Origin of the sequence: Methanosarcina vacuolata Z-761, from assembly GCF_000969905.1 — an archaeon.
In the GTDB taxonomy this organism is placed as follows: Archaea; Halobacteriota; Methanosarcinia; order Methanosarcinales; family Methanosarcinaceae; genus Methanosarcina; species Methanosarcina vacuolata.
Window position 1 is genome coordinate 1,118,663 of sequence record NZ_CP009520.1, and the last position, 13,270, is coordinate 1,131,932.

9 protein-coding genes and 1 tRNA gene are annotated in these 13,270 nt (G+C 36.7%); 4 read left to right on the forward strand and 6 right to left on the reverse strand.

Annotated features, from left to right (window positions below; all coding sequences use genetic code 11):
- Positions 1-501: 501 nt before the first annotated feature.
- The gene (locus tag MSVAZ_RS04805) at positions 502-1,395 is read right to left on the reverse strand and encodes an SAM-dependent methyltransferase (protein WP_231592445.1); all 894 of its coding nucleotides are present in this window, start codon (positions 1,393-1,395) and stop codon (positions 502-504) included.
- Positions 1,396-1,750: 355 nt separating this feature from the next.
- On the opposite strand from MSVAZ_RS04805, the gene MSVAZ_RS04810 reads away from it, so the two are divergent.
- The gene (locus tag MSVAZ_RS04810) at positions 1,751-2,743 is read left to right on the forward strand and encodes a hypothetical protein (RefSeq protein ID WP_048118704.1); all 993 of its coding nucleotides are present in this window, start codon (positions 1,751-1,753) and stop codon (positions 2,741-2,743) included.
- A gap of 351 nt (positions 2,744-3,094) precedes the next feature.
- Positions 3,095-3,745, forward strand: a complete 651-nt coding sequence (locus MSVAZ_RS04815; RefSeq protein WP_232316218.1) for a class I SAM-dependent methyltransferase — start codon at positions 3,095-3,097, stop codon at positions 3,743-3,745.
- Positions 3,746-4,942: 1,197 nt separating this feature from the next.
- Here MSVAZ_RS04815 and MSVAZ_RS20765 read toward each other — a convergent pair.
- From MSVAZ_RS20765 to MSVAZ_RS04845, 4 genes are all read right to left on the reverse strand, one after another.
- The gene (locus MSVAZ_RS20765; protein WP_052727885.1) at positions 4,943-7,357 is read right to left on the reverse strand and encodes a PGF-pre-PGF domain-containing protein; all 2,415 of its coding nucleotides are present in this window, start codon (positions 7,355-7,357) and stop codon (positions 4,943-4,945) included.
- A 1,124-nt stretch (positions 7,358-8,481) separates the two neighbouring features.
- Positions 8,482-8,553: transfer RNA gene (locus MSVAZ_RS04835), tRNA-Thr, on the reverse strand.
- Between the two features lie 199 nt (positions 8,554-8,752).
- Complete coding sequence (locus tag MSVAZ_RS04840; RefSeq protein ID WP_082091034.1) at positions 8,753-9,265, reverse strand: chorismate--pyruvate lyase family protein; 513 nt, start codon at positions 9,263-9,265, stop codon at positions 8,753-8,755.
- 67 nt (positions 9,266-9,332) lie between these two features.
- A complete protein-coding gene (locus tag MSVAZ_RS04845; RefSeq protein WP_048118713.1) occupies positions 9,333-9,647 on the reverse strand; it encodes a DUF5611 family protein in 315 nt (104 codons plus the stop codon).
- Positions 9,648-10,828: 1,181 nt separating this feature from the next.
- Between MSVAZ_RS04845 and MSVAZ_RS04850 the strand changes: the two genes are divergently transcribed.
- On the forward strand, positions 10,829-11,143 hold the full coding sequence (locus tag MSVAZ_RS04850; RefSeq protein ID WP_048118716.1) for a hypothetical protein: 315 nt from the start codon (positions 10,829-10,831) through the stop codon (positions 11,141-11,143).
- Between the two features lie 320 nt (positions 11,144-11,463).
- Here MSVAZ_RS04850 and MSVAZ_RS04855 read toward each other — a convergent pair whose 3' ends face one another.
- On the reverse strand, positions 11,464-12,444 hold the full coding sequence (locus MSVAZ_RS04855; protein WP_048118719.1) for a methanogenesis marker 2 protein: 981 nt from the start codon (positions 12,442-12,444) through the stop codon (positions 11,464-11,466).
- A gap of 473 nt (positions 12,445-12,917) precedes the next feature.
- On the opposite strand from MSVAZ_RS04855, the gene MSVAZ_RS04860 reads away from it, so the two are divergent.
- Positions 12,918-13,094, forward strand: a complete 177-nt coding sequence (locus MSVAZ_RS04860) for a 4Fe-4S binding protein (protein ID WP_048118722.1) — start codon at positions 12,918-12,920, stop codon at positions 13,092-13,094.
- Positions 13,095-13,270 lie beyond the last annotated feature (176 nt).

Sequence of the window (13,270 nt, forward strand, 5' to 3'; positions counted from 1 at the left end):
CGTTTTAATCTGTTCTCTTATTCGTGGGGTTACAACCTACAATTATTCCTAAACTTATTTAAAATAAATTATATGAAAAATTGGTTCTGAACAAATAATATTTCCATGTCAAATGTTTTGTTAGCAAACAACATTTAAATATTAATTATGATTTCAAATTTTCTTAGATACTCAATTGAAGATCTCATATTCCACAGTACTGATTTTCAAATTAAATATTGTCTAATAGCGTTTTTAATCAGATTCAAGTAATTTGGACTTTTAATGGCACTTAGAACCTATCCGAAAAGTATTGTGACTTACTTTGCGACTTACTTTGTTACTTACTTTATATTTACAACTAGCAGTTTCATACTCAGATTGGTATTGTATATTACAGACCGATAGTAACTTTACGATATGCATTGACTTTCGGATATGCTCATAATCTCTCCATTTTATACTCTATCGATTTACTCATGTCCTTTCGGTTGCTATTCCTTTTTAGCTGATACACTAAATTTATTGAACAACGGCGTAGACGAAAGACTTCAGGCTATCAACTATTCTGTTTTTATTTATTCCTTGAAAATAGGCTTTTTTACAATCTTCCATAGTTACATTGTATACCTGTGTAAATCCACGCTGTGTAAGGAATATATCAACTGTTCCTTCCTTGATACCGAACTTAAACGGTTCTCCCAGCTGTGATACTTGATTCCGAATGTTCCTCCCCGCCTCAAGTTTAGAACTTCCATCAACTGCAGACTGGGGAAAATAATCAAAGAGAATGCTACTGTTCTTTCCTGAGTTCTTTACAATAAAGGATAGGATTTCATCTACCACCTTTGGCTGAAGATACATTAAGAGCCCTTCCATCAGGAAAAGAGTCTTAACGTGCCGGCTATATCCCATGTCTATCAACCTTTGACCAAAGTCTTCGGTTTCTAAATCGCAAGGGACATAGACAACGTGATCTGGCAAACTGCCAAAGATAATTTTTATTTTTTCCATTTTTATATTTTGTGTAGCAGGATGGTCTACCTCAAAAGTTTTGATTTTCTCCAATCCTTCAATCCGATAGGCACGTGAATCATATCCTGCACCTAATATAACCAGTTGCTCGATACCTTCATCTATTGATTTTTTAACAAAGTCGTCAAAGAATCTGACTCTAGCAGCGATTGAGTTATTTCTTCCCGGAAAAAATTTGTCCAGCTGCTCATGCATTTTTCTTGCTTCATCTGGATGGTTAGCTCCCCACTCCAAAATCTCCGGGTTGATGAAATAGACTGCATACGGGTCATAACAGATTCGTTCGTCTTCGGGCTTCTGCGATTCAAAATGTCTGGCAAGTAAAACTCCCATGGCTGTCTTGCTGCCTGGTCCTGTTATTTCCTTAAACATTTTGTTCATATTGTTGAACTCTTTCTCTGCATTCTCAGACATTTCCATACATAATATTCTCCTTTATTCTCTGCTCATTTAAGGTCAACATTAATCAATTTTTCAAATTAAAAATCTATCTTTTGCAGAGGCAAAATTTAAAGCGACTACTGAAGATACAATTTAATCGTAAATGATTTTCAGGTCTACTTGATATAATTCCGTTTATAGTACCAGCTCAGATGCCATCACACAAGAAAGCCTATTGAGTAATTTATGGGGAAAAGTACTAGATTTTCCTGGACTGCTCTATGTTAGCTCCTAATCTGATTTTCTACAGGATTATTCTGCGTGCAGAGGTAATAGTTTATCAGCGAGGAAAAGTATGAAAAATAAAGTTCTTTTAGCATTTTTAATTTTCTTTCTTTTCGTTGCATTAGTAACAGTCGCATCGGCTGGAACAGAAACTCAGCTCACTCATGGTGAGCGATTAACATCAGGAATATCATTCTATGGAAACCATGTTTTTTGGACGGAAAGTGCTGGAAATGATGTACATGCTTATGACCTGACTACAGGAAAACGAATAGATATTGATGGTCATGCTGCAGCCGGCCGAACTCATGCACATGGAAATAAGGTCGTATGGACTGGTGATATGGGTGATGCCGTTTATATGTACGACGTTTCTACAGGTAACGAAACTATGATAGCATCTGAACGGCGTGCCCCTACTATGATAGCATCTTACCGGCATGTCCCTGATATTTATGGCAATTATATAGTCTATACTAATAGCAACTATTCTTATGGTCAAGATCACAAAAATGACGGAATTTATCTGTACGATCTCAATACTGGCAATGAGACTAAAATAGCCACTGTTCACGGATATCCTGCTATATATGATAAGACAGTTGTATGGTCTCAAGCTGACAACAGCGGTGGTTATGATATCTACATGTATGACAGATGTACTCACCAAACAAGCATAATAACAACTACAAATAGTTCAAGTTACGAGTCCCGCGGACTCGATATCTACGGAAATGTCATTGTATGGACAGAATCAGGCAATGTGTATATGTATGATATTACTACCCACAAAATAACTCCGGTTACCAAAAGTGGAAATGCAACTGATTCTGCAATCTATGGCAAACGGATAGTATATACATTAGCTATCTTTTCTGGTATTGGGGACATCTACATGTATGACATATCTACTACCAAAAAAACCCGCATAACTACCAGCACCAATGCATTTAAACCATCTATATATGGAGATAAAATCGTATATGTAGATGGCAAAAATTCGAAATATCCTGACGTAAGAGACATTTATCTATGTGACCTCAAGCTCAAAGCTGAGAGCTAAAAGCAATATTTACTGTATATCTGGCAGAATGCTACTAAGCCGCCTACATCGACTTTATTGAAAATAGACATGATATAATCACAATATAGAATAATGACCTTTATTACTTACTTTTTAATTACAGTTTTGAATTTATATCGCAGATATGACTATTATATTAATAAGACTAAACAATTCATAAGATATGCCTAACAATCTGGCTGCGCTTACATCAAACATGGAATTACTTTTATGTTTCAGAACAAATGATTCCATAGTCTCCAATGCTTTTTTGATAATATCTCAGTGTGTAAAAATGAATTTCAGAACTAAAGAAATTCAGAAATATTGGTATTCTAAAAGTGGTTAGATATGCGGGTAATTACAAAGATTTTACTGAAAATTTTAGGTTTTTTTGTTTTATTGCAAATTGCATTAAGAATTCTAAAAAGATTTTATGTATTTTCACCACCAGCATTCATGGGACCTTTTTTAGATAGTGGTTTTAGAAGAAAATTGCAACCTCCTGATAAAGTAATAAGGCGAAGCGGGATAACAGAAGGAATGCGTATTCTGGAAGTTGGATGCGGAAGCGGAGCGTTTACAACCTTCGCTGCAAAGGCCAGTGGAATTAAAGGAGAGGTATACGCTCTTGATATTCAACCAAAAATGTTAATGCAGCTAAAGAAGAAACTATCCAGACCAGAAAACAGAGATATCAAAAATATCAAGCTTGTAGAAGGAGATGTGCATAAACTACCCTTTGATGATAATTCATTCGATTTGGTGTATACGGTAACAGTTCTTCAGGAACTCCCAGACAAAAATAGGGCTTTAAAGGAGATGAAAAGAGTTATGAAACCTGGTGGAATTCTTGCAGTAACAGAATTTTTACTTGATCCAGATTACCCTTTAAAATCTACTACTATTAAGTTAGGAGAAGAAGCTGGTTTTATCCTGGATAAAGTTGCAGGAAATCTCTGGAATTATACTGTAAGATTTAAGGCACAGAAATCTATGTGAAAAAGTTTGTTTACCTGTCAAGACTCGTTTCGTTAATACAATTGGATAGTGGACAATGTTAACTTTAAAAGTTGTCAACAGCGGTTAATAATTCCCATTTTCAACGGTTTGAAATTCTCTAATTTTCAATTTTTGAGAAAAGTGTGAAGACTGCAGGTAATGCTGAAAATGGAAAAGTGGTTATTGATACGAGATAACTAATAACTTTTTCTATTATTGTATTTTACATGATTTTTGGTATTCCATCTTTACTTTAGTATATCTTGCTCTTGAGTCTCTAGCGAATAATCTGTCAATACGATCCCATACGACAACCCATAAAAATTTAGCATAAGAAAAAGGATAATTCACCCAAAAAACCAACTTCTTGAAAAGCGATAGATTTCCATAGTCTTCTACCCACATAGATTCGCTTAGAAACCCTCGCCAGAAAACAGATTTTTGCATATGTTTCCATCGCTTGAACATATGACCTATTATGAATAAGAAGGTACAAGTGATTGCAAATAGTTTTTTAGTCATATTTTTCACCTCAACGACTCATAAACTTAACAATAATAGGTTAACGGGAAAATGCATTAAAAGCAACACATTTTATAAATCGTATCTTAACCGAATACAAAATAATATTTTTTCAAAATTATACTTTTTTTCTTCCCATTTTCTTTCGTACATATCGTAAAACCCCATAGGAACAACCCAATAGAAGCATAATTTTAAAGGGTTTCTCACCTGCTTTGAGGAGTTCTTCGATTTTTTCATGATCAAATTTTGGTTTCTGACCTCTCCTTTTTGGAGGAAATTGGTGACTCATTAAGATTTCACCTCTTCATATAATTTACTGTACTTTTAAGTTTATGATAACTGGTCGTTTTATAGGTTCAACTGTAGCTGAAAAAAAGTTCTTAGCTTCCATAGACTTGACAGAACATCAAGAAGGTTGAAAGAATCACTTACCAGCCTCATATTATCCTTCCCCACAATATAAGCATATATAATAAAAATATAAAAGCTTTTCATATCAATTATTAATTTAAACTATTAATAGTTCTTGTATCTTTCAAGCAGGTAGGAGCAAAATTCAACTTTGTGCTGGCGCATCCTGCTGCAAGCAACGTGGTATGTTCGCGCTTCCGCTCCAAAAAAGATGAGAGGATCAACCTCTCATTTCACATCTAATTCTGGATTTTGCCTTTTTTACTTCCTTTTATACAGGAGCACTGCAAACAGGCTGGCTATTCCGTAATAAATCTCAAAACCTGGTGTGCTTGGAATTTCGTTTTGTTCAGTCTGTGGTTCTTTACTTGAGGTATTGTTAATTGTTTCAGGGTAATCAATCTCTATCTTCGTTACAATTTCTTCAGGTAATGGTTTCACTGTACCCGTTATTGCAAATGAAGAGAACCCTGAAGTTTTGGCTGTGAAATATAAGAATTCATTATCTTCTCCTAAAAGACTTACTGGAAATTGCTCCCATTTTTTATCGTTGTATCTATTAAGAGTAATAGAAGATTTATCGATATCTTTGTCCTTTACCCAGGATTTTTCAACCTTGAAACACACGATTGGATTTTCCATGTTCTTTGAGGTTGCAATTCCTCCATTTCCTACCCAGACATTAAAGGATCTGTAGACTTCACCGTCGGGCAGTATGGAAACCAGAGAAGATTTCTCTTTGAGCTGTTCAGTAATGGCTGTTGTCTTCCCGAAAGTTTTCTTCGAATCAAAATTCACATACACAACACAGGTTACATTTTTTGGGAAATCGAACGTTACAGATTTCCCATTTATAACAGCAGCTTGTGAAAGTTCCTTTACCTGGACATTACTTTGAAGCTCCGGAGACCCGCCTCCACCTCCTCCAACACTAGAGCTGCTATGGCCACTTCCACTACTGTCACCGCTTGAGCTCCTATGACCACTTCCACTAGTGCCACCACTTGAGTTGTTTTCTTCAAACACAATTATTGTAGCAGTTTTTGAGGCCGTATGATTTCCATTGCTTACTGTCAGGTTAATAATATAGGTTCCTGCTGCAGAGTAAGTGTGCAATGGGTTCTGCTCAGTTGAAGTGTTTTCATCTCCAAAGTTCCAATTCCTTAATATTGCGTGTTGCGACAAGTCGGTAAACTGGACTGAGAGAGGGGTATAGCCACTCGTGACACTGGCGCTGAAGTCCGCTACAGGATCTAATTGAAACACTTTCCAGATGTTAGAATAATTTCTTTCGTATCCCAAAGCCCAAAAACCTACTCCACCTAGATTTTCGGATTTTGCATATTGATATTTTAATTTAAGTGATTCATCGTCATCGTACCATACTTGATGCCATGTATCACCAGCCTTATAAAAATACCAGGGAGTATTGGAATCGGAGTCCCAAATTCTGCCATGAACCTGAGAATTATTCACCGCAGTTCCTATAAATATGGCTTGTTCCCTGGTAATATTTGCTCCTGGTTGATTGGAGTCTGTCGAATAATCATAACCATAAAAAGGCAAGCCTAATATTATTTGACTTTTATTAAAATATTTTGATGTTTCACTTATCGAGTCAATCGCATCATATCGAATTGAACTGTTATATGGTGAATTGGGAGCAGTGGTTTTACGATTACAATAATCATAACTCATGAGAAAAACGGAATCGGTATATTTTGTCAGATTTGCGTTTTTGAAGGTCGCAGCATATTTTATGCCCCAGGGAACATCGAGAGAAATATGATAAGCGGGATTCGCAGCTTTTAACGTTATATGAAGATTTGCCATTAAATTTTCAAATAAAGGAACATTTGAAGTCCCGGTGATACTGTTTATATCGGTCGGTGTTTCCAGGTCTAAATTTACTCCATCTGCACCATACATCTGTAATGAATTTGAGATATTGTTTATGAAATCTGTCTGGTGGTTTGCAATTACACTGTCCATTACATATGGGTCATTTGAATAGATACACAGTGTTACTTTTACTCCACGTTGATGTGCCTGATTCCTAATTACATAATAGTTACTCATATTTGCGGGGTCCGTAAGTGTGCCATCACTGTTTACAGTCCATTTAGAATATGAAACATGAGTTAAGGTATTCCAATCTGGTTGATAGGATTCAAGGTAAGACCAGCTGGGCCAAAAACCATATACTATAGTATTGTTAGGCGCAGCGAAATCTGCCACCTGTGCTTGTGGGGGAGTTACATTAATACTATTCGGTTTCGTCACCGTACTATTGCCAGCGTCATTTTCTCTTACATCTGGATTGGTCTCTAGATTGCGATTATCTGCATATACGATTTTATCGTTATAGATAGATGGACTAAATGCAGTAGTACTTGTTTTTATGCGGGTTTTTTCATGCGCATTAATTTGGCCGTCTGCAGCATGACCACTAATATCTGTTCGTTTTCCTGTAGTCAGGTCATAAGCATGTACGTCATTCCCAGCACTCTCTGTCCAAAAAGCGTAGTTGCCAGAGAAAGATATTTCTGATGTTAATCGCTCACCATGAATGAGCCGAGTTTCTGTTCCAGCCGATGCTATACATGAGCCAAAAATTAAAAAAAACAAGAGTGATGCGGTTAAAGGTATTGAATTCAATTTTTTCTTATTTGTCATTTATTTTCCTTCGCTCCCCAACATTTAAAAAATATATTTAGAGATTGCATTTCAATATTCTTTAAGCCTTTCCTTCTAATTTTAACCTGTATTGGCTGGATACTCAAAATATGACTATAATTCCTACTGGTTCATATGACCCCATGACTCAAATGTATCTTTGGCAGTTCATATGAACGACATATATGTTTTAAAAAGTGAGATGACTCTGGTCCAAAATCTAGTGATTTTTGTATTTTTCGATTGAAATCATGAACTTGCAGGAAGAATTCGTTCTTCAATCAAACTCAATATTTGATATCGAAAGACTTCCATCGAGAGGACGTATTTAATGGATTATAACCAATTACAAAATCTAGTGATTTTCAATTTCACGTTTATCACTGGATTTTGGTACTGAGTCAGTGAGATGACGAAGGAACAAATGTTTCGTCTTCGCCTAATAAACGGGTTCAATTTTGCCCCTATAGTTGCAGATGCAATAGTTGACCTGAGTAAAAATTTCTTTAAGAATGAGAATTCTGGGGTTTGTAATGGTCAAATTCTTTATCTTGCCATCGTAAATACAACGTGGCTTACGATACAGCAAGGAATGATATGCAATATCTTGTAAAGCTTGGTTACATTGAACTGATAAAAAGAGGCCGGAGTTATATGTACAGGTGTAAAGGAGTAAAAAATAATGGTTGATACTCTAATGTCAATTACTACCAAAAACTACCAATTCCTACCAAATTGGTAGTAACCCATTTAAAAACATAATATCTTCAGAAATAGCCAAACATAACCTACTCCGGCAGATTCCATCTTCCTGATCGAAAAATAATCTTTTATAAATGAGACAATATCAACCATTGACTCCGCATCCTGTTTTTTGTGGTGAAAGAATTGAAAGGGCTCTTCGTCGTTTCCTATGGATAAGATAATTTTCAATTCAAGACCGCATTGGTTTTTGTGAGAATATTATGAGGATAGTCACACAAAACAACGAAGAGCCAAGAGAGAGTCAATCATATTTTACAGAACTTTCTCTACACTGCCTACAGTACTATGCCTTAATGAAATTCCAAGTAAAAAATTAGGACAAAATAGAAAGAAAGTGCTTTAATCAAAAATAAAAAAAAAGCCTCGGGCGGGATTTGAACCCGCGACCTCGTCCTTACCAAGGACGCGCTATACCCCTAAGCCACCAAGGCACTGATGCTCAAAGAGCATCTCCAAAATATCACAGCAGAGATATAAAGGTTTCGAGTGAAAGCAGAAATCAGTGGGATTTTTCCCCTAACTGCTGGAAAATTTGCGAGTTTGTATTAAATAAATTGGAAATAAATTGCTTGAAAAAAGCTGTTTTATTCCAATTTTATCGCTTAAGTTGTCATTCCCTGAGGTTTCCCGTTATAACTTCCAGCGCTCATCTATAGGGAAGCGCTCGTTAATCCACATGAGGACATGGTTATTGTGGACTATCTTATAGGAGCGAGAAAGGACAGGTATGCCGTCGAAAGTTGATTCCCCTTCCAGGATTTCAAGTTCAGCCATGTCGCGTCTGGTTTCAAGGTTATGGCTGCGCAGGATTCTGCCGATCGGGATGTCAGCCCGCATGAGCTGTTCCTTCATGGTATTAGGCATGCGATCCAGAGGGGAGAGGGACCTTGCATGGACAAAAGTTGTGTTCCCTGCAGAGAGCCTGACTATTCTATCGTTTACCTCACTGCCTTCTTCTACGCCGAGAAGCGCAGCAATCGTTTTGTCAGCCTTAATGGTATACTGAGACTCAGTTGTTACATTTACCGGCTTTCGGGTCATTATTTCCAGCAGAAAGGTCACAGAGCCGTCGGTTCCGCAGCAGACCCGCAGGCAGGTGGGAATCTCAAAGCTCTTCAGTTTTTCCAGAAAATCGCCACTCAAAAAGATACCTCAAGGTAGGGGTGTCAGGTAGAAAAAATTTCAAAATAGGATTAAGTCGTCAGGAGTTTTACTCCTCACCGACTTCTTTCTTAGCATTTTTTACTCGCTCTTTTGCTGTGTAACCGGTAGCCTTATACAGGAAATCCCGGAAGGCCTTATTGGTCTGCAGGGCAGTTCCATCATCAGTTACTGTTTTATCGGAAACTGTGTCTACATAGAGCATTTTTTTCTCAATCCAGACTTTAATCTCTGACATAGCTCCATAGGAGGTTTCAAGGACTCCTTCGCTTTTGGAGATCTCCCCGGAAAAACACTCCGCCATTACAGAATAAATCCTGTCAATATCAGGCTTAAAACCGCGCTTCAATTTATACTGCTGCATTGCTATCCTCTTATAAGAGAGTTTCATCTCAGATAAAGTTTGCTCAGAATCGATCTGCTTAGAACCATTTTCCTCATATTCCCTTACATTTTCCTATATCCTTGAAATACAGTATGTTTACTTACGTTCCTGTACATCATAATAAGTAAAGGAGGCGTTACTATTTTTTCAAGTTGTACCCTAATACTTTAACTCTGCTCATATTTAACATTAGTTATTATTTGACATAGAATTAAATAATTTTTCATATATTCCGAATATACTCACATTCCGATTTTTGATACTTTTGTATAATTAAAAATCACAAAAGTATAATTATTATAGTTATCCATTAACAAAACGACCAAATATCAAGGGATTATTTTCCCAAATTGGCAGGGATTCGAAATATGCAATCTAGTGCATAGATTCCAAAGTATGTCAAAAATGAATTTTTTGAAAACCACTGAAAGCACGGAAGACACGGAAATCAGTAGTAAAGGCGTGTTTCTTCCGTGCTTTCCGTGTTTTCCGTGGTTGTAATATCCAGATAGAATCACTATGCGACAGGCTGCGTTTTCCGTGTTACAAAATTTCATGTGACTTTAAAATAATATTTGCGTCATAAACTATATTTATTTTCTTATTATGTATATATTTGAGAATCGATATACTAGGAGTACATAATACGTTTTTCATTACTTTCGCCCTCAAATTCGCATCTAATTACATCCAGAATTAGAACTTAGCTTCTTGAATTATGAAACAATTTTATAATTTAATAATTATATAGTTCGAATTAGGTATTCAGGTCTTAACAGATAATGCCAATGAGAATCAATCATAAATATGATTATACCTATCATAAGTTGATACAAAAAAGATCTGAGTAACTACCTGAGATATCTCAAAGTTTAATATCGTAATGTTTAGTTTGATTTACCTTATTAATTAGTTTGATTTACCTTATATTACTTTAACAATGTCCATTACTTTAGCAATGTCTATTACTTTAGCAATGTCTATTACTCTAACAATGCTATTACTTTAGCAATGTTCATTGCTCTAACAATGCGCAAATAAAAAACCTTTCCGCTTGACTAAACCTGCTTCTTTTTATTGAAGCTGACCAAAACTGATAGAAGATGCAAACAGAAAAATAGAAGGAAAAATAGAAGGAAAAATAAGAAGGTGACCCAAGGATGCATAAGATACTTAATCTGGAAGACTTAATTGCCTCAAAGCAACTTGAAAAGGAAAAGGAAAAAGGGAACGGATGTGAAGATCTTAATATTGAAGAACTGTATGACCTTATAATCCCCCCAGGCACGGTTGTATCTATTATTTACGATATTGTTGAAGAGTTCGGGCTTGAACCTGTTACCAGGAAGGTGTTCGTGGGTATAGCAAACAGCGAAGAAAGAGAACTCCTGGTTCTCCGTGGCCCTCTGGAGAAGGTTCAGGCTGCTGAAAAATTCCTCTATGATGAAATGAAAGACTGGATAGAAAGCCAGTAACTAATTGAACTCTCAATTCGGCTAGATTTTACAAATAACCCCAGTAAGGTTTCTCAATCCGGTAAAATCTCTTTGGGTCAGTAGCTTGAAGAAAATGGAATTCCGGATTGAAAAACAACAATGAAAATTTAATCTTTTTTGGCTCTTCGTCATCCCCTATGGATAAGATTATTTTCAATTCAAGACTGCATTGGTTTTTATGAGAATATTATGAGGATATCCACACAAAACAACGAAGAGCCTCTTTTTTGACGAAAAGTGAATATCTGAACTTTAAAAGAGAAAATATGTTAAATAGGAAAAAGGCAGAAAAGTTCCTATTATTCGGAACAGATGCCTGTAATGCTTTCCCTTGAAAAATCAAATACCGTAACTCTATCTGTTTTATTATACATATCGAGTTTTGAACCTTCCTCAATTTTTCCGATAATAGCAGCCGTAAGCCCAGCCTCTTCAAAGACCTTTCTGCATTCTTCGGCCTTTTCCAGATCAGCAGTAAACACATAGCCTGTTCCGGGATGCACTTTTAGCCACTGCTCAAAATCCACGTTTTCGGGTCTCGGGACTTTTTCAAGGTCTACGGCTGCGCCAACTCTGCTTGTTTCACAGAGCATTCCAAGCGTTCCTATGAGCCCGGGATTGCTTATGTCTTTTCCTGCAGTAACAAGTTTTCTTTTTGCAATTTCCTGGGTTACAAGATAGCTCTTTCTGAGCACTGCCGGATCTTTAAAAGATGTTGTGTCCCAGCTATAAGGGGAATTTGGCCCTATTTTTCCGTCCATATCGTAAGCGGCAATAACCAGGTCTCCAGGCCGAGCAGTATCGCTCCGGATTACGCAATCTTTCTTCACTATTCCGATAATAGCAACGGAAATGGAGTTATAATCAGTGTCAGGATGGACGTGGCCGCCTACAACCGGGACCCCGAATTTCCTGACCCCTTCAGCCAGGCCTTCCATGAGTTCCTTACAGGCTGTCTCGGAGTTAGAGGAAGCAATATCTACCATAGCAAGAGGTTTTCCCCCCATTGCTGCAATATCATTTACATTAACGACTACGGCTCCATAGCCTGCCCACCAGGGACTGGCATCCAGTAACTTTCCCCAGATCCCATCTGCTGCAAAGAGGATAACATCATCTCCTCCTATATCGATAACTGCCGCATCGTCTCCGAAATCAACGATAGCGTTCTGATATTCCGGACGAACGGCTTTGAAAACTGAAACGATATCCTCAATCTGTTTTTTTCGGGTAACCCCTTCAAAGTTTTTTATCCTTTCTGCAAGCTCTTCCAGGTTCAATGTCAGGCTTCCTTTTTTGTTTTTGAATTTATACGAGTATTTCAGTAGCATATATACGAATATTAACAGTACAAGTGCGAGTAATCAGTAGAATAAATACGGGTATTTCAGTAGTATAAATACGAGTATTTCAGTAGCATAAATACGAGTATTTCAGTAGTATAAATACAAGTAATTAGTACAAATATGAGAGCATGTCGGTAATACAAATATGAGAACATGTCGGTAATACAAATATAAGTAGTACGATTAGTACGCTATCGATGGGCTTAGATAAATTACAAAACATCTCTTATGAAAGAATCCTGAGATATTTTCGTGAGTACCTATTCGTTTATCCTTTATCTTTTTTGTTCTTTGTTTCACAGAGAAGAAGCGACAGCTTTTTATTAGGTAATTCAATCTTATTAAGGCAATTTAATATATGTATAGATATATAAAAAACCCTTACTGTTAGAATAGGAGTGAAAAAAATGGTAGCAAAAGTTAATGCCGATTCCTGTACTGGCTGTGGAACCTGTGTAGACGAATGCCCAGCAGCTGCAATTTCTCTCAGCGACGATGATATTGCAGTCGTCGATGAAAATGAATGTCTTGACTGCGGTGCATGCGAAGATGCCTGCCCGAACAACGCAATCACAATCGAGTAATTATTATAAGTGTAATTTGAAGTGCATTTTTAAATAGGTCTGAGAAGCGGAGTAATCTTACTCCGACTTTTCAGGTATTGGTCCTGAATTCTTTTATCAGGTTTTCAAGCCAGAACTTTTATTTGACCTCATTCCTGAATTCTTATTAAAAAGCTTTTTTGATTCCAGAGCTAAAA

Coding starts and splice junctions, on each gene's coding strand:
- MSVAZ_RS20765 (WP_052727885.1), bottom strand. CDS start 7,357: ATGACAAATAAGAAAAAATTGAATTCAATACCTTTAACCGCATCACTC.
- MSVAZ_RS04850 (WP_048118716.1), top strand. CDS start 10,829: ATGCATAAGATACTTAATCTGGAAGACTTAATTGCCTCAAAGCAACTT.
- MSVAZ_RS04845 (WP_048118713.1), bottom strand. CDS start 9,647: ATGCAGCAGTATAAATTGAAGCGCGGTTTTAAGCCTGATATTGACAGG.
- MSVAZ_RS04860 (WP_048118722.1), top strand. CDS start 12,918: ATGGTAGCAAAAGTTAATGCCGATTCCTGTACTGGCTGTGGAACCTGT.
- MSVAZ_RS04805 (WP_231592445.1), bottom strand. CDS start 1,395: ATGAACAAAATGTTTAAGGAAATAACAGGACCAGGCAGCAAGACAGCC.
- MSVAZ_RS04810 (WP_048118704.1), top strand. CDS start 1,751: ATGAAAAATAAAGTTCTTTTAGCATTTTTAATTTTCTTTCTTTTCGTT.
- MSVAZ_RS04815 (WP_232316218.1), top strand. CDS start 3,095: ATGCGGGTAATTACAAAGATTTTACTGAAAATTTTAGGTTTTTTTGTT.